The sequence below is a fragment of the Halegenticoccus tardaugens genome, assembly GCF_004116405.1.
GTDB lineage: Archaea > Halobacteriota > Halobacteria > Halobacteriales > Haloferacaceae > Halegenticoccus > Halegenticoccus tardaugens.
Genome location: NZ_SDIC01000007.1, coordinates 156,169 through 172,652 on the forward strand (window position 1 = coordinate 156,169; position 16,484 = coordinate 172,652).

Here is a 16,484-nt window from a genome sequence, read left to right on the forward strand (position 1 = left end):
CACCTCTACGTCTCTTGTTTTTGCTTCTTCCATGAACCAGCTATATTCACCACTACCAATACATTTATAGGCTAGTATAATATAGGCGCTACTTCCACACGAAATGGATGGTGTTGAATTCAGTGAGTAACTCGGGAAAACTGCTGTCTGGGGGGTGGTGCGGATCATCCCACCCCAACCTTCGCGTGGATAACTCAGGAAAACCGCTGTGTGAGAGGGGAGAAAACGAGACCTCGGCCAGTCGGAGGCTGCTTCTACGGATGAAGATTAACCAACGAACGAACGGAATTCCGCCTCACGTTGGTTAACCTCTCCAGCCCATCTGACGTATGTCGGACACCACTATTTCCGCTAATACACTTACACGATGGATGTTGGCGATTGTACCCACCCACTCTCCCCCCACTATTTCCAGTAAAACGAGCAACGGAAGTCCATAGAGCTGTTGCGTTTTTTGTTTCGATAGAATTGACTCTGATAACGGCTACGCTTTAGCTACTCTACGGAATAGCTCGAACGCCGTTGTAATAAACTTTTCCCATATTTAGAGTTGTCTTTCGCTATGTGATTCTCTTTCGTGGTGCTTTACTGGAAATAGTGGGGAGGGGGTGTTGCGTCATTCTTGTCTACCGTTTCCCTCCGATGTCTGCTGATTCTGTTTTCTGTCGAGTATACTGGAAACGATGGGGTCTGTTCACTATATAAAGAGACACTTACTGGTAATACTGGAACCTGGTGGTTTTCCTTCTCGTGACCCCTCCTGTTGCAGCCACCAAGATTTACTGGAAATGGTGGGGTGGGTTCGACCACTCGTGAATCGAGGCGTTTACTGGAAATAGTGGGGTGGGGTCACAGTAGTTCAAGCAGGAAGCCCACGGCTTGAGCCGTGGGAGAAATACGACAATGGGCAAGCGGACCGCCGTCGATGGCACTCCGCCAACCGCACCGGAAGCGTTACTACCGTGCGCGTTGAACTTTCTATCGGCTGATTGGGATGCTCCAAACGAGAAGCCCGTCCGACAAAGGCACACTCTCCGGGCAGCCCGACGTGAGAGTGAAAACCGCTTCGTGGGACGGTCGTCGGCCCTGTTCGTGAGGCATCCGAGGTCCAGCATGGATACGCTGTATTGTACCACGGGGCCACAGAGCCTCAAGCGGTTGGGCTCCCTCCATCCGTTTTTCGGAGACCTGGTGGCCACGTCCGGCCGAGAGACGCGTTCCTCGTGGGTTGGGTCGCTCGTCAGGAGGCCCGGAAGACCGAGACGATGAACGCGAGCGGTAGCTCCATGCTCCCCCGTCCTTGGACGGCAGAGTCGGAGTCTCGCAGTCAATTACATTGCTCCCATGGGTGGTCCACCGGCGGAGCGAGCCCACGACTTTAGTCGTGGGTACCTGACACTGGAAACGACGGGGTCAATATCGAATAGTGGAACCAATGCCCTGTGGTAGTTATACTGGAAATAGCGGAAACAACGGTCGAAACAATTATCAGGCTAGCCTGAATCAGTCGAGCACAATATGACTCCTCGATTCCAGCCTGACGACACGCTCTACAAGCGTCGGAATACGCTCAAAGTCGAATACGTCCCGGACGATATTGTTGGGCGGGATAACGAGATTGAGGAGTACGAAGCAGCCCTGCAGCCGATCATCAACGGTGAGTACCCCGACAATATCTTCATCTACGGCAAGACCGGCGTCGGGAAAACCGCTGTGACGAACTTCTTGCTGAACGAACTGCAGGAATCAGCGAAACATTTTGAAGTCGACCTCTCTGTCATCTCGGTCAATTGTGATGGCCTTAGTACGAGTTACCAGGCCGCGATTAGTCTGGTGAACAACCTCCGAGAACCCGAACATCATATCGCCGAAACCGGTCACCCACAATCCAAAGTCTATCGCCTTCTTTGGAATGAACTCAATAAGCTCTCTGGGACCGTGATCCTTGTTCTCGACGAGATCGACCATATCACGGACGATACGTTCCTCTACCAGATTACTCGTGCAGACAACAACGGATACATCGACAACATCCAGCTCGGCCTCATCGGAATCAGTAACGACTCGACGTTCAGAGAGCAACTCGATGCGAAGGTTCAGTCATCACTGTGTGAAACCGAGATTTCGTTCCCACCGTACGGCACGGAAGAGCTTCAAAAGGTCCTCGAACAACGGGCAGATATCGCATTCCACCAGAGCGCACTCGAAGAAGGAGTGATTCCGTTGTGTGCTGCCCTCGGTCGCCAGGATGGTGGAGACGCCCGACGAGCAATCACGCTTCTTCGGAAGGCTGGCGATCTCGCACGCACCGAAAACGCGGATTCAGTTACGACCGACCACGTTGAACGTGCCCAGGAGAAACTTGAAGCACAGCAGAGCATGGACATCATGCGCGACCTCACCGAACACGAGCAACTCACACTCTATGCGCTGACTACACTGGCTGCGGAGGATGCTACACCAGCCCGGTCGCGGATCGTTTACCAGCGCTACAAAGAACTCACAGAATTCTTGGGTCGGGATCCCCGTACTGCCCGCCGGATGCGCAGCTTCCTGTCCGACTTCGAGATTCTCAATCTAACGCTCTCGCACATGGAACACCGTGGTCAGGACGGTGGAACGTACCGTGAGCATGAACTCAACCGCGACATCGCGACTGTCGTCGATGCGCTACAAACGATTATCAGCGAATTCGGTGCTCATCGGAGTATCATCGATTACCTTCCTGACTCCGGTGAAGAGTTTACTACAATGTAGCGCAGGAGTACCTCTTATCCCTCGTTCCAGTTGTCGAGTTCTTCGTGTGTAATTTCGAGCAATCCTTGAAGCCAGTCGTTGAATTCATCCTTGAGCTCCGTGTGGAGGGATTCATCGTATATCCACAGAGTACGACCAAGATCCAATGCGGTCAGCCAGTCTCGGACCTGATTGTTAGCTAAATTGAGGCGCTGCCCCCTTCCTCAATGAGCGCCGAAGGCGCGAGCGGGGAGGGGATACAGCGTGTACAAGAGCGAAGCTCTTGTGCGCGAACGAGACGCTACGCGTCTCGTCAACGTCACCAGAAGCCGTAGGCTTCTGGTTGGCAGCCAGAACGCTTCCGCGTTCTGGCGACGCCCGCACAGTTCTCAAACGTGTTCGGTAGCAGGCCCACAGGCCCACGTTCTGCAACACGTATACGCATTAGTACGTATAGCGCGCACGTAGTGAGACTTTCTCGCGGTATCACGAAAGTAGAAGTGGTTCACTCCGATTCAATGCCTGTGGAGACTGCGCTCCCTACGGGAACCACTTCGGTTCCTGCAAAGCGCGTTATGGAAGCGGGAAGCCCCCCCTCACGGAGCGAACGGCGCAAGCCGTGAGCGAGTAGGACAGGGTAGTTCACCGCTTTGGTGCTGGAACCTGCTGCCCAAAGTTGGAGTAGGTCCAATTCTTCGACCATCGCGAGACGGGCAAAATCTGCGAATGCAGCGCTCACCTCCCAGGATAATTGGTATACGAAACTGACTCTCGATGGGGTTCACGTTCTCCGCTCAAGAGGAGCAGCCTGGCCCCCGTCAACGACTCGATAGTATAGTGAATGACGGTTTATTTTAGCCTTCAAGGGATAGGGGAGTGTCGATAGTAAACTACCCCGCCCTACTCGCTCCCTCCCGCCTTACGGCGATCGGTCACTCCTTGAGGGTGGGGCTTTACCGCACCGACAGTGTACCCTGCACCCCCATGCATGGACGCGGCCCGGCTTCCTGCATCCGGGTGGACGACAGGTCGGCGTGGTTGCTGCGACCTGCCTACCGGACCCACCCGGAAGTTGTCCCGCTGATTTCATTCCCGGTGTTCTCACGCTCTACCCCAAGATGGGGACGGAGAGGCCAGTGGCATCACGTTCGCGGTCACAGTTCCCGAGTAGAGGACGCGATACTCTCGCGCCACAGGCGTCGGTTTACTGGCGACGCCTACCCACCCAGACTTCTGCCGGGAGAGCAGTAACTCAGGAGAGGCGGCACACCGGCTTAACCCTTTGCGAAACGCGCTCCTCCCCTCCCTCCTCGCGCCATCGGCGCTCGGTGAGGAAGGGGGCTCTGCGCTACCGTTTAGCTCATACCATTCTCGATTCAGTGATTCAGTGAATCACTGATCGACGTCTTGCTTTGCGAGTTCGCGAATTTTTTCTTTCGTTTTCTCTGGGTACTCGCCGAACGCCACTTCAAAGATGCCACGATAGAAGTGTTTGTTCTTCTGCAGCGTGACGTCCTCGCGTTTCAGTCGCTTTTTCAGGCGAGTAAATGTGATCTCGATGTCCTCGCTCTGCTCCGGCTCCACGTATATCGTGGCTGAATCCCAATCCTTGCGGATGTTCAGCGGTTCGTCGTCTGATACTCCTGCTCTGCTCGCGGAAGATTCGGTGGTGCTCGTGGATGCGATTCGCTGTTGATTCGACTGATGTTCAGTAGCCGCTGCAGCATCGCGGCCTTCCGCTTCTGATTCCGCCGACGTCTCCGTGGCCTCCTCTTCGGTGCTGGCGTTCTTGTCTTCCCCTTCGTCTGAGGGATCCTCGAATCGCTCATCCATTCCCCGAGGCATACTTTTACGCCTCCACCTGTGTCTTGTCGAACGCCCGTTCCATCGTCTCTGCAACTTCCAAGAAGAGGTCACGCTCTACTTGCTGGTCGTTCGGGTCCTCCCATTCGAAAATGTCCCGTCCGTTATCCCACGCACGCTGAATCGCTACTCGCATCGGGAGTTTGAAAATCCGAGCCATCGCCGCGAAGGACTCGTCGAATGCGTTGAGGAACTTTTGTGACTGACCGTCATCCCGGTACATGTTCGCCAGTAGTCCGACAATTGCAATCTCGATCTGCTGGTTGTCCTCGATCGACTCCAGTTGGTCCCACAAGTCGTCCAGCGCATCCCGTGACGTTGCTTGAGTCTGCGCAGCCAGGAAGACGTTCTGAGCCGCGATGAACGCCGCGTCCGTCAGAACTGAGAGGTCCGGAGGACAGTCGATTAAGATGAAATCGTAGTCGTATCCGTCTTCAACCAGCTCCTCGAGGGCGAGTTTCAGCGAGAGACGGGCGTTTGCATCGTCCATCCAATCTCGCGCAAGGCTCATATCCTTGTGACTGGGAACCAGATCGAAGTGCAGGTGGTCGTACTCGTCGGCCTCAATCACGATCTCTGAGAGTCTGGTATCGTGCGTGCGCGGATTATCGACGAGAACGTCGAGGAGGTTCGCGTCATCGGTGACAAGTGTGTTGGGAAGGCCGTTTTTCGGACTTGACGGGTCGTTGTCGTCGCCCGGACCTAGTCCGAGCCCCTTCGTCATGTCGGCTTGGGGATCCATATCGATCGCAAGAACATCGTGGTCGCGAGTGGCCAGCGCCGCTGCGCTGTTAATCGTCGCCGTTGTCTTCCCGGTCCCGCCTTTCTGGTTCCCGAAGGCGATCGTGGGGATGCCAGTCGATGGTGTGACGCCCCAGCCACGAGGTGACTCGGTCATAATTCGATCATTGAATCAATGATTCATAAATCTACGTCAGACGTTCGGTTGTGTTGTCTTAATCTGGAAACTTAGAATTGGGGGGATAGGGCACCCGAAGAGCAAAGATTCGATTTCAAAAAACCCTCATTGGCTCATGGATTCACTGATTAACTGCTTCATTATCTCATTGAATCACTGATACAGTGATTCCAGTACTACAATTTTCCTTGGTTCACTAATTCAAAGATTCGATGATTCTATGATTCAAGAATTCCGAGAATCTTGTATTCAAATCGCTTTCGGAGATCAAGAATCTAATAGCCACAGAGTCAAGGCTTCTTGATTTCCATTACTCTTGGATTCCATGATTCTCTGATTCACATATCTTTAATGGACAGATTCTGAATCGCATATGCCGCCCGATTCTGTGTGTTCTCTCCGAAGGCTACGTCCAGTTAGTCTCGCATGAACTCGCTACGGACTCGACGAGAACATGAATCAGACGGTAATTTTACATCAGCACCCGAGGACGCTACTACCCTGCTCTGCGGCTATCTCGTCGACGCCTTCGATGACTGCTCTATAGGTATCTTACTAAAAGCGACGATAGAGCTGCGGACTCGGCCGCTTACCCTCAAATCGCTCGTGGAGATACTGCAGCTGTTGAGTGGGGACGCGAGCGAGCGCGTCGGAGTAGTATCCCGCTTTGTTGCCTGAGTCGGGAAAGTTGTCGATGACCGTTTTGAGGGTATGACCCGGGAGTAGCAGTGGAATCAGTGGGTTCCATGGAGTTGGGTTGTGGTACAGTGTGGAGGTAGATGAATTCACTGTGCGTTACCATAGTAACGCACAGTAGATACTTGAATCGCTGAATTGAACGATATCGCTGCTTACAGACAATCTATCCCCTTTCGACTCATGTATAAACTACATAATGATATATTAAATCCATGAATTTGGAAGTTGAGACTACAGCGGGTTTAGCAGGGCTGTGATGCGTGAATTTGACCGATTCGGTCAGCGGAAACTACCTCAGATCGCTCTCCAAACGACCATTCTTGTTACACCACCAATCATATGGGCGAATGTTCGAGACTTCCAGCAGCGTAGCCACTCAGACGGCCCGCTAACCCGAACAGAGTACCCTCACTACCCGATTCTTGTCTCCTTCTTCAGCAGCGTCAGCGTGTTGTCCGCTGTAATCACCGGTGAGTGCTCATACTTACCGATTAACTCAACCTGCACGAGCAAATCGACAGCTCGCCAGATCGAGTACAGCAGACACGCGAACGCGAAGTAGAAGAACCGCAGCCCGAAATTCTTCGACGTGGTCGCGGCCATGAACCGCTTTATCGACCTGTACCCGCTCTCGATTTCCCACCGGTAGCCGTACTCCTGAGATGTCCGCTCCCCCGATTCGTCATGAACACCGAATACTGCCGGTGATCGTCGTGCGCGAAGTCCTCTTTCCGACGGTAGATCAGCGTCGTCTCGTGCCATTCGTTCTTGCCGAGATGGAGCCTGCGGTCGGTCTCGTACCGGTCTTGATCACGCCGGAGCAACCGCTTGGCCTGGGCTTTCTCACTCGTCCGCATCCTCTTCGGCACGACGTACGAGAGCCCGCGCTGGCTGACCATCTCCAGCATATGCTGGCTGTCGAACTCCCGGTCCATCAGCACGTTATCGACGTGAACGAGGTCTTCGACGGAGTCAAGCAGATCCTCGACGATTCCCTTTCGTGACTCATCCCGTCGGACTGGCCGCGCATCGAGGACGAGCGGGACCGCATTGCCGACCAACTGCACCGTCGCCCACTGGTAAGCGTATTCGTCACTCGCTTCTTTCGTGCCGATGATCTCGGCCTCGTGACCAGAACGGTCGCCAGTGAATGGATCAGCCTCGATGATGTCGATTGCAACGATTCCCGCTCGATGAAACACCGTCGTTTCAGCCACCCGGTCTAGAAGTCGGTCACGGGACCGGCGATACATCTCGCGAATCCGTTCGACGGAAAGATCCCGAATCTGCTCGCGATGAGCGTGTCCCAGCGGTGTTCGGTCTCGCTGTGAGTCGTAGGCGAAGCTTCGAGCACCCTCATTCGCTGCCAAACGCTCACGTAACCCAAGATAGGTCTGCAGATCCGTGAATGCGTGCTCGTGAATTTCACAGCCTTCACCTCGATCCAACGAAAAGCCGCGATAAACGATTTGGCTGACGTGGTTCGTGAGCTGCCTGGCGCACTCAAGAACGGACTGCTCGTCAAGTCGCGATTCATCACTCCGCTGGTGACGACACGTATCTGGTAGCTCTCGTGGGACAGATACACCCGTTCGAGCGGCCTTGATCAGGATTGTCCTCGCAGCCGTCTTGATCGTGCCTCTAAGATCTGTAGTGAACCGTCGATGCCAACTCCGCCATAGCGTTGACTGGTCGGGCACCGACTTGGTATAGAGTCGACAACACAGTGACGGGCGCTGGTAGAGGAACTCAACAAGGGCTGTCTCGTGATTCCACCCATGGAGTACTTTGAGCAAAAACAGCCGCACCAGCAAGGTCATGTCGTATCGTGTCGATCCAGTGAACCGATCATGGGGGCGGAAATCGACGTACGCCAGCGGAATGTCAGACACAAAGTGTTCAACTGACTCGTGAGCATCGTGCTCGAACCAGACCTTGGCGACGGTTCGAACGTCTTCTTCGTGACCGCCGAGTGAACTCTGGTCGTACAGTGGTGTGAACCGTAGGCTGGCCATTCGAAGTAGGATGCTACCGCAATTGTTCGGAAAACCTCGCGTCGAGATATTCGTGTAGAGGGCATTGCTGAATACTAGTGACTTATTCTATGATATTTGTTCAATCGTCCACGAAAATCAAGTATACTGGCATATAACAGTTGAATCTGCAACTAAATAGACAAAAGAGGCAACGTATGACGGCAACCCGTTGTTTTATCCCACTTATCAGTGATTTTTGGTTCGTGTTCGACCTTAACATCATTCTCGCATTCATCCCAGCCGCCTTGGTGCTGATAATCTCACCGGGGCCTGACAGCATCTATACGCTGACTCGAAGCATAAGTGATGGCCGGACCGTCGGCGTTACTGCTGCATTGGGATCCTCAACTGGAAGCATCGTCCACACGACAGCCGCGGTTCTCGGGCTCTCAGCTATTCTCAAAACATCAGCTGTTGCATATACCATCGTCAAATTGGTCGGTGCAGCGTACTTGGTCTACCTTGGCATACAGACATTCAGAAGCTCGGAGGAGTTCGAGATCACACCAGAGAGTACGAGCTTCACGCCGAACGAATCGTTTAAAAGTGCACTCATGATCAACGTATTGAATCCAAAGGTTGCAATATTCTTTCTCGCGTTTCTCCCGCAGTTCGTTCAGCCAAGTGGTTCGACTGCTATCCAGCTGTTTACATTCGGAGTCCTCTTTGCGACACTTGGATTTTGCTATCAAGCACTTTTAGCAATCTTCTCGGCGCGGGCTCGGCGAGCCATCACCGAACGCGAACTCGTGCAGACGATCCTCCGTGCTGTAAGCGGAAGCGTTCTCATCGGCTTCGGGCTCAAGCTCGCGCTTGAACGACGGGTCACATCGTAGTTTTTGAGACATCAACTATCCATCCTAAATAGTTTTTGCAAATGACTAGTATGACCAGTGAACGATCTAATGACCATATGCATTGAGAACTCCGGTCTCAACTTTTGCGTGAATTCGAAGTACCCCACAATTTCGGAGGATATATATTTTATGACATATCCGAATAAACGTGGATAAAATAGACTACATCGACAGGATTAAACCAAAATAATCGCTAAGACACATTAAATGCGCAAAAACTAAACATTCGGCATCTCGCAGAGCGTTGCAACCCACGATAGACAGTCCGAGTTGGTATAGAGAGCTAATCCGATGGGATCAGTGATGAGCAAACCAATTCGGCACACGCACCAGCTGTCAGAACTGGCGCGTAGTCCAACTTACCGCCGACACATGCCTTCAACAGGAAATCTGTGAGCCGCCAGATGATGTGGAGCAGCACTGCGAACACATCATAGAACAGCCGCACCCGGTAGTCCTTCGAAAAAGCGTAACTCGTCAGTGTGGACCATCGAGATTTGGTCCGTTCGATCCCGCACGTATATTACAATCGGACGGTATACCGACTTATGGTTCGAACCTCGTACGTCGATCCAGAGGACCTACCGGCCAACAAGCGGGTGCTGCTCGATACCCTCTCTGACGACGTCCCGGAGGAGGGCGAACGAGAGCACTCGCTGTGTGGTGGCACTCTGAACGTCTACCGAGCGATCGGTCGGAATCTCCCCTTGCTCGAGGGGTTCCGGTCGTACGCCTCCGTGGCCTGGGGAGAGAGCGGGCTCTCGCCCCACGATCGTGAGGTCGTCATCCTGTCGATCGCCTATCACGCCGGATCGTCCTACGAGTGGCAACAGCATGTCCGTGTCGCTCTCGACGCCGGAATGGAACCGGAGCAGCTCCTCGCCATCTCTCGCGAAGAGACGGACCGCCTCCCGCCCGAACACGCGGCAATCAACGCGTACGTCGAACGGTTCGTCGACGGTCGCGTAACAGACGAGACCCACAAGCGGCTCACCGAACACTATGACGAAGCGGTCATCATCGGCATCGGGATGCTGTCCGGGTGCTACCTCGGACTGGCGCGCGTGCTCCAGGCGCTCGACGTCGATCTCGAATCCGATTTCGTCGGCTGGGACCTCGAGAACCTTTGACGTCACAACCATCGGAGCCCGCGTTCGCACAAGTGGCAGGCGAACGTCGCGGCCGGTGTGGGATTACCGCGAGGCGACGCGCTCTCGACGATCAGTGCTGCTGACCGTGGGGGGGGAGTGCCCGTAGTCGTCTGGCGGGACAGCGACTTCTCGCACCGGACGTTCGTGTAGTGGGACTGGAACAGTTCCACGAACTCCCGGCGGCTTTGAGGACGGCGGCGATGTTGTCGAGCGTCTGTGCGGTCTGTTCGCCGATGTCGTCGCTGACGACGTCGCCGGAGTCGGGGTCGACGGGGCCCTGCTCGGAGACGAAGATACGGTCATTGTCTCGAAGCGCTTGCGAGAACGGACCGATGCTGGCCGGTGCTGCGTCCGTGTGTATCTGTTCCATGCGCGTCGGTGACGAAACTCGCTGCACTCTTAGTGGTTTCTCTCGCCGGCGTGCGCATCGCACTCGCCAGAACCGCCTCGTTCTCGCACACCCGCCGTGACAGTTAACACCCGTCCACTCGAAGTCGCGCTCGAACGTACAGATGGACCTCATGCGCTTGCTGGACGAGTTGCGCGTGCTGAGTCAGAACGGGCTCGAGTACGCCGACAACCCCTACGACGAGGAGCGGTACGAGCGGATACTCGAACTGACGTGTCGGTACTACGGGAAGGCACTCGACATCCCGTCCGACGACGTCAGAGACCGCTTCGCCGCCGAACTCGGACACATAACGCCGAAAATCGGAGCCGAGGCGGCGGTGTTCGACTCGAAGGGCCGCATCCTGCTGATGCGACGCGCCGATGACGGGACGTGGTGTCTTCCCTGTGGGTGGGTCGACCCGAACGAATCACCGGCCGAGGCCGCAGTTCGAGAGACGCGCGAGGAGACGGGACTTGACGTCTCGGTGATCGAACTGGTCGACGTCTATCACTATGCGCCGAGCGAGCGGTTCGGGCCGCACGGCCGCGTCGACGTACTCTACCGTTGCGCGGTCGAGAGTGGGTCGCTCGAACTCTCTCACGAGGGAGAGGCGCTCGGGTACTGGCAGATAACCGACGTTCCCGTCTGGCACAAAGCGCACGAAACGTACGCCAGAGCCGCGCTCGACGCGGCAACAGAGACGTCCAGCCGGTAGGACGACCAGCGGGTCGGACGACTGATTCGGGGACAGGAGACGGACGCGACCGGCGTCTGGTACGATAACGGACGGAACGACTATGTGGGTGGATCACAACTTTCGGAGAGATGGTCCGACCGGCGATTCAGTTGTATACACTTCGTGAGTTAGACGAACCGTTGACGGAAACCCTCCCCCGCGTCGACGAGACGACGTACGAAGGCGTCGAATTCGCCGGTCTCGGCGACGAATCGCCTGAGAGATTGGCCGACGTACTCGTCGATACCGACCTCGTAGCTGTCGGCGCACACGTCGGACTCGACAAACTCCAGACGGAGTACGAGGCGACGGTCGAACCGTATCGAACGCTCGACTGTGACCGAATCGTCGTCCCCACGTACGGCGAGGAAGGGTTCGACTCCGCCGCGTCGGCCGCCGAGACGGCCGACGACCTGTCGTCTCTGGCGGCCCGACTCGCCGACGACGGCTTCGAGGCACACTACCACAACCACACGTACGAGTTCGCGGCGCTGGACGACGTGGCGTTCGATACCGCCTACGACGCCTTCGCCACCCGGTCGGACGACCGCCTCGGTCAGGAGCTCGACGTCGGACTCGCACGTCACGGCGGCGTCGACCCAGTGACGTACCTCGACCGCTACGCCGACCGTCTCTCGCTTGTCCACCTCACCGACACCGTTCCGGGCGACGACGATGCGCTCCACGTCGAACTCGACGAGGGTGTCGTCGCCCTCGAAGCCTGTGTCGACGCCGCCGTCTCCACAGACGTCGACTGGGTCGTCCACGAGAACGGACTGACGACCGACCCCGAAGCGACGCTCGAATCGAGCGCCGACCGGGTCCGAGAACTCCTCGACGGGGCCTGACCGAGTTCCGCTCGGAGTCGGCCGACGGAGTCGAATCCGCCGACACCCCAATGTCGTTGGGTCACAATGTTTATCCTATGCGGTGTGTGAAGTGCGCCCATGAAACGCATCGTCGTGGTTGGAACCGAGGTGGCGGTGCGAGCGCACACCGAACGGTACCGCCGCTTCGACGACGCGACCGTCTGCGGTATCGTCGGTATCGACACCGAACCGAGCGTCGACGCCGAATCGAATGTCGACTCCAAGTGGACCGTCGGCGCTGACGACTCCGAGGGAGGAGACACTGTCGGTTCTCCCGACGCACCGAGATACGAGTCGCTTCCGGAGGCGCTCGAAACGACCGATCGCAGTGCAGACGTCGACGGTGTCGATATCTGTGGGTCAGGAGCATCACACGCCGACGCGCTCGAAACCACCCTCGAATTGGGGGTACCAGTTCGCTGCGACCCGCCGTTCGCCCTCGACGCGGAGCGACACGACCGCCTCGTCTCAACTGCGACGGAGAGCGACGGATGGCTGGTCGCCCACTCTCCGCACCGCTTCTCGCGGATATACGACCGGCTCCATTCGGCCGTCGAGTCAGGTGGGATCGGCGATATTGGCGTCGCGAGAGTCGGGCGAACCGCACCGTTCGACGGTCCACGGTGGAACGTCTCGTACGCCGGAGTCCGTGCCGTCGAGAGTCACGCGGAGGCGCTCTGTTCCGTTCTCGCGCACGATGTCGACGTCTTGGAGTGGACGTTTGGGCCCGTCGAACGGACGTTCGTCCGGACGCGAGAGAGCGAGCGATGCGACCACGCTCACGCGGTGTTTGCGTTCCAGGAGGGCGGCCGAGCGACCGTCGAGGTACGGTGGCACCGAACGGGGACGCCCGCTCCGCGCGTCGGCGTCGAGTACAGCGGCAAGCACGGCCGACTCGACTTCGACGAGGCCGACGCGTTGACGGCGTTCCGGTCGGAAACGACGCCGCTGGCGGTCGACCCGCCAAAGGACGACTGTCGGGGGCGCGCGCTCCGGGCGTTCCTCGACCGCCTTGACGGGACCGAAGCGCCGCCGACAGGCGTCGCACCGGCGACGCCCTCGCGGGTCGTCGTCGCCGCACGCCGCTCCGCCGCCGAGGGCCGGCCGATTACGCTCGTGGAGGGGTCGCCGTGACTGTCGATGTCGGCATCTGTTCGACGGCTCACGTCAACGCCGAGGTGTACGCGGCGTTGCTCTCGAAGCTTCCGTCGGCCGACCTCATCGGCATCTCGGGGCGGAACGCCGAGCGGACTCGCCGGCGCGCCGACGCAGTGGGGACGACTGCGATGTCGCACTCCGAACTGATGCAGGTGGCCGACGGCGTCGTCGTCTGTTCGCCGACCGCCGACCACGACGAGTTGATAGACCTCGCGCTCCGACACGACGTCGCCATCCTCTGTGAGAAGCCGCTCGCGACGTCGCTGCCGGCGGCGAAGTCGATTCGGGACCGCTGTGCGGAACGCGACGTCGTGGCGAAGATGGCGATGCCGATACGGTTTAGCCGACCGATGCAGCGGCTCAAGGAGCGCTACGCGTCGGGAGCGGTCGGCGACCTCCTCGCGGTGTCGGGGGTCAACCGCGGGCGGATGCCCGGCGGCTGGTTCGTCGACCCGGAACTCGCCGGCGGCGGCGCAGTCGCCGACCACACAGACCATATCGTCGACATCGTCCGGTGGATAACCGGCGAGGAGGTAACAGAGGTGTACGCCGAGACCGACACGAGATTCTACGACATACCGGTCGAAGACGTGAACCTGTTGTCGATGACGCTCTCGAACGGTGCGTCGTTCCTCCTCGACGGGTCGTGGAGCACGCCGCAGAAGAACCCCTTCTGGGGCGACGCCGAAGTGGAACTCGTCGGGTCCGAACAGACGCTGTCGGCGGACTGCTTCGGCTACCGCTACAGCCACGTTAGAGACGTCGGCCACGGGGCACACAACGAGTCCGTCTACTGGGGTGCGGACCCGAACAACGGACTGCTTCGGGAGTTCGTCGACGCGATACGGGGTGGATCGACGGTCGCGGCGTCGTTCGACGACGCCGTTCGAACCGCCGCCGTCATTGCCGCCGCCTACGAGTCGGTCGAACGAGGCGAACCGGTCGACGTGACCTACTGACCGCGTCGGTCGTCGTGTGCGGTCGGTTCTCCGCGCCCGCCGTCTCTGTTGCGTCCGCCTGCGCTCAGTTCGTCGCCGACGTGATCTCGCTCGTCTCCACGTCGACGGGTTCGGCGCGATTTGCGGACTCGTACGCAGCCTCGACGACGGCCACATCGTCGACGGCGTCGGCACCGGTCTTCAGCGGCGGACGGTTCTCGGCGACGGCTTCGACGAAGTCCGCGACGAGTCCCTCGTCCGGGTTCGACCCCCAGAACACCGACCGGATGCCGGGGTCGCCGGTGTCTCGCGTCTGCTTTAGCTTCTGGTCGAAGCAGTCGATGGAGACGATGCCCTCGGTGCCAACGAGTCGGAGCGTCGCGTCGCCCCAGAAGTCCCACTCCTCGGGTTTGCTCCACGACCCGTCGAGAACGAACTCCGTACCGTCGGTGAGCGTCATCGACAGCAGGTTGAGATCCTCGACGGAGATATCGTTGAACCGAGTCCCGGTCTCGGCGTACACTTCGTGGACGTCTTCGCCGGTTATCCACCGGACGATGTCGACGATGTGTACCGAGTGGTCCATCACGGCACCGCCGCCGGCCTCGTCCTCGTCGGCGAACCAGCCGCCGGGCATCTGTCCCCGGTTCGTCCCGCTGAGGAAGCGAATATCGCCGAGTACGCCGTTCTCGACGGCCGTCTTCGCGTTCCGAACGGGCTGGTTGAACCGGAGCGGCATCGCGACGCCAAGGTGAATGTCGGCGCGGCGACAGCGGTCGACCATCTCGCGGGCCTCCTCGACGCTCGGCGCGAGCGGTTTCTCGCAGAGTACGTCGACGCCGGCGGCGGCGGCACGGCGGACCCACTCGAGGTGGTCGGCGTTCGTCGAGCAGACGATGACGCCGTCGACGTCGGCGAGCAGCGCGTCGGGGTCGAGGTAGTCGACGCCGTACTCGTCTGCCTTCCGTCGGCCCTCGTCGACACGTCCGCCCGACTCGGTGACACCGACGAGCTCGGCGTTCGGAAGGTCGTGCAGACAGGCGGCGTAGGAGTCAGCGTGCAGGTGCGCGGCCGAACAGAGACCGATACGGACGGTCACGTTTTCACCTCCGCGGGCGATACCGGTTCACCACACTCGCTGGATTCGATGGCCGCGAGCGCGACTTTGACTGCCTCCCGGGCATCGTTTGGCGAGATGTCGGGTTCCGCGCCGGTCTCGACGCAGTCGAGGAAATGTTCGAGCTCGGCCGTGTAGGGACTCTTCGCCAGCGGACTCGAGGGGGCGTTCGCACCCTCGGCCCCGCCGGAGATGCGGATGGCGTTCTCGTCACGGGCGTCGAACTCCAACATCCCCTCGTCGCCGGCGAGCTCGTAGCTGGTGATGAACGGCGAACCCTCGGGATACCCCCACGAGGCCTCGACGTGGCCGACCGTCCCGTCCTCGAAGCGCAGAACAACCGAGGAGTGTTGGTTGAGGTGGCCGTCGTCCCACTCGGCGGTCCGGGCGAACACCCGCTTGACCTCGCCGGCGACCCACCGTAGGTAGTCGAAGTCGTGAATCGCCATGTCGAGCAGGACGCCCCCGCTCTGGGCTATGTCTCCGAACCAGGAGTTGCTCCCGTACCGAGGTGGCGACGATAGCCGTTCGGTGCGCAATGTTCCCGGCGTCCCGATCTCGCCCGCGTCGATGCGTCGTTTCGCCTCGGCGTACTCGGGGAAGTACCGCAGGACGTGCCCGGTCATGAAGATGATTTCTGCCTCCTCGACCGCGTCGACGACGGCGTCGGCGTCCTCGGCGGTGCGGGCGAGCGGTTTCTCGCAAAACGTATCGAGACTGCGAGCGGCGGCGGCCTCGACGAGCGGTCGGTGAGTCGGCGTCGGTGTACAGATGTCGACGACGTCGATGTCGGCGTCGTCCATCATCTCTTCGGCGTCGGCGTAAACGTCGGCATTCGGCGCGTGGTCTGCCGTGAACTCCGCTCGGTTCTCGCCGAGCGACGCGACTGCGGCGACCTCCGCGCTAGCTATCGCTTGGTAGCTGTTAGCGTGAGTCGTGGCCATGAAACCACTTCCCACTAACCCGATTCGTTGCATCACCTCAGAGGTGCGGAACTACAGTTATTAAAACTTC

Annotated in this window: 12 protein-coding genes and 2 pseudogenes; 7 read left to right on the top strand and 7 right to left on the bottom strand. The window is 58.3% G+C overall.

All coding sequences use genetic code 11. The annotated features are described in order from the left end of the window. Positions 1 to 1,518: 1,518 nt before the first annotated feature. On the top strand, positions 1,519 to 2,757 hold the full coding sequence (locus tag C3L37_RS18115; RefSeq protein WP_129115989.1) for an orc1/cdc6 family replication initiation protein: 1,239 nt from the start codon (positions 1,519 to 1,521) through the stop codon (positions 2,755 to 2,757). A 1,371-nt stretch (positions 2,758 to 4,128) separates the two neighbouring features. Here the strand turns inward: C3L37_RS18115 and C3L37_RS18130 are convergent. The 3 genes and pseudogenes from C3L37_RS18130 to C3L37_RS25840 all read right to left on the bottom strand — a co-directional run bounded on the left by C3L37_RS18130 (position 4,129) and on the right by C3L37_RS25840 (position 8,297). Then, positions 4,129 to 4,569: a hypothetical protein gene (locus C3L37_RS18130; RefSeq protein WP_129116105.1), complete on the bottom strand. Its 441-nt coding sequence runs from the start codon at positions 4,567 to 4,569 to the stop codon at positions 4,129 to 4,131. Between the two features lie 16 nt (positions 4,570 to 4,585). Continuing rightward, positions 4,586 to 5,497, bottom strand: a complete 912-nt coding sequence (locus tag C3L37_RS18135; RefSeq protein WP_129115990.1) for a ParA family protein — start codon at positions 5,495 to 5,497, stop codon at positions 4,586 to 4,588. A gap of 1,131 nt (positions 5,498 to 6,628) precedes the next feature. Further along, a pseudogene (locus tag C3L37_RS25840) lies at positions 6,629 to 8,297 on the bottom strand (transposase). Positions 8,298 to 8,456: 159 nt separating this feature from the next. Here C3L37_RS25840 and C3L37_RS18145 point away from each other — a divergent pair. After that, the gene (locus C3L37_RS18145; RefSeq protein ID WP_228546334.1) at positions 8,457 to 9,089 is read left to right on the top strand and encodes a LysE family translocator; all 633 of its coding nucleotides are present in this window, start codon (positions 8,457 to 8,459) and stop codon (positions 9,087 to 9,089) included. Between the two features lie 304 nt (positions 9,090 to 9,393). Here the strand turns inward: C3L37_RS18145 and C3L37_RS18150 are convergent. After that, a pseudogene (locus tag C3L37_RS18150) lies at positions 9,394 to 9,618 on the bottom strand (transposase); the annotation flags it as partial. A 40-nt stretch (positions 9,619 to 9,658) separates the two neighbouring features. Here C3L37_RS18150 and C3L37_RS18155 point away from each other — a divergent pair. Continuing rightward, the gene (locus tag C3L37_RS18155; protein WP_129115992.1) at positions 9,659 to 10,240 is read left to right on the top strand and encodes a carboxymuconolactone decarboxylase family protein; all 582 of its coding nucleotides are present in this window, start codon (positions 9,659 to 9,661) and stop codon (positions 10,238 to 10,240) included. A gap of 91 nt (positions 10,241 to 10,331) precedes the next feature. Here C3L37_RS18155 and C3L37_RS18160 read toward each other — a convergent pair whose 3' ends face one another. After that, positions 10,332 to 10,631 carry a Rid family hydrolase gene (locus C3L37_RS18160; protein ID WP_129115993.1) on the bottom strand — a complete coding sequence of 100 codons (300 nt, stop codon included), beginning with the start codon at positions 10,629 to 10,631 and terminating at the stop codon, positions 10,332 to 10,334. A gap of 142 nt (positions 10,632 to 10,773) precedes the next feature. Here C3L37_RS18160 and C3L37_RS18165 point away from each other — a divergent pair, with 142 nt between their 5' ends. The 4 genes from C3L37_RS18165 to C3L37_RS18180 all read left to right on the top strand — a co-directional run bounded on the left by C3L37_RS18165 (position 10,774) and on the right by C3L37_RS18180 (position 14,374). Beyond that, positions 10,774 to 11,367: an NUDIX hydrolase N-terminal domain-containing protein gene (locus tag C3L37_RS18165; RefSeq protein ID WP_129115994.1), complete on the top strand. Its 594-nt coding sequence runs from the start codon at positions 10,774 to 10,776 to the stop codon at positions 11,365 to 11,367. A 110-nt stretch (positions 11,368 to 11,477) separates the two neighbouring features. Continuing rightward, positions 11,478 to 12,236 (top strand): sugar phosphate isomerase/epimerase family protein, encoded by a 759-nt coding sequence (locus C3L37_RS18170; protein WP_129115995.1) that lies wholly within the window; start codon positions 11,478 to 11,480, stop codon positions 12,234 to 12,236. A 99-nt stretch (positions 12,237 to 12,335) separates the two neighbouring features. Continuing rightward, positions 12,336 to 13,391: a Gfo/Idh/MocA family protein gene (locus C3L37_RS18175; RefSeq protein WP_129115996.1), complete on the top strand. Its 1,056-nt coding sequence runs from the start codon at positions 12,336 to 12,338 to the stop codon at positions 13,389 to 13,391. After that, positions 13,388 to 14,374, top strand: coding sequence for a Gfo/Idh/MocA family protein (locus tag C3L37_RS18180; RefSeq protein ID WP_129115997.1), 987 nt, complete (start codon positions 13,388 to 13,390; stop codon positions 14,372 to 14,374). The genes C3L37_RS18175 and C3L37_RS18180 overlap by 4 nt, the downstream gene beginning before the upstream one ends. Before the next feature lie 64 nt (positions 14,375 to 14,438). On the opposite strand, the gene C3L37_RS18185 is transcribed toward C3L37_RS18180, so the two are convergent. Both C3L37_RS18185 and C3L37_RS18190 read right to left on the bottom strand, forming a co-directional pair. Next, the gene (locus C3L37_RS18185; protein WP_129115998.1) at positions 14,439 to 15,452 is read right to left on the bottom strand and encodes a Gfo/Idh/MocA family protein; all 1,014 of its coding nucleotides are present in this window, start codon (positions 15,450 to 15,452) and stop codon (positions 14,439 to 14,441) included. Further along, positions 15,449 to 16,447 carry a Gfo/Idh/MocA family protein gene (locus tag C3L37_RS18190; protein ID WP_129115999.1) on the bottom strand — a complete coding sequence of 333 codons (999 nt, stop codon included), beginning with the start codon at positions 16,445 to 16,447 and terminating at the stop codon, positions 15,449 to 15,451. The genes C3L37_RS18185 and C3L37_RS18190 overlap by 4 nt, the downstream gene beginning before the upstream one ends. Positions 16,448 to 16,484: the final 37 nt, after the last annotated feature.

Coding starts and splice junctions, on each gene's coding strand:
- C3L37_RS18175 (WP_129115996.1), top strand. CDS start 12,336: ATGAAACGCATCGTCGTGGTTGGAACCGAGGTGGCGGTGCGAGCGCAC.
- C3L37_RS18165 (WP_129115994.1), top strand. CDS start 10,774: ATGGACCTCATGCGCTTGCTGGACGAGTTGCGCGTGCTGAGTCAGAAC.
- C3L37_RS18160 (WP_129115993.1), bottom strand. CDS start 10,631: ATGGAACAGATACACACGGACGCAGCACCGGCCAGCATCGGTCCGTTC.
- C3L37_RS18135 (WP_129115990.1), bottom strand. CDS start 5,497: ATGACCGAGTCACCTCGTGGCTGGGGCGTCACACCATCGACTGGCATC.
- C3L37_RS18115 (WP_129115989.1), top strand. CDS start 1,519: ATGACTCCTCGATTCCAGCCTGACGACACGCTCTACAAGCGTCGGAAT.
- C3L37_RS18170 (WP_129115995.1), top strand. CDS start 11,478: ATGGTCCGACCGGCGATTCAGTTGTATACACTTCGTGAGTTAGACGAA.
- C3L37_RS18190 (WP_129115999.1), bottom strand. CDS start 16,447: ATGCAACGAATCGGGTTAGTGGGAAGTGGTTTCATGGCCACGACTCAC.
- C3L37_RS18155 (WP_129115992.1), top strand. CDS start 9,659: ATGGTTCGAACCTCGTACGTCGATCCAGAGGACCTACCGGCCAACAAG.
- C3L37_RS18130 (WP_129116105.1), bottom strand. CDS start 4,569: ATGGATGAGCGATTCGAGGATCCCTCAGACGAAGGGGAAGACAAGAAC.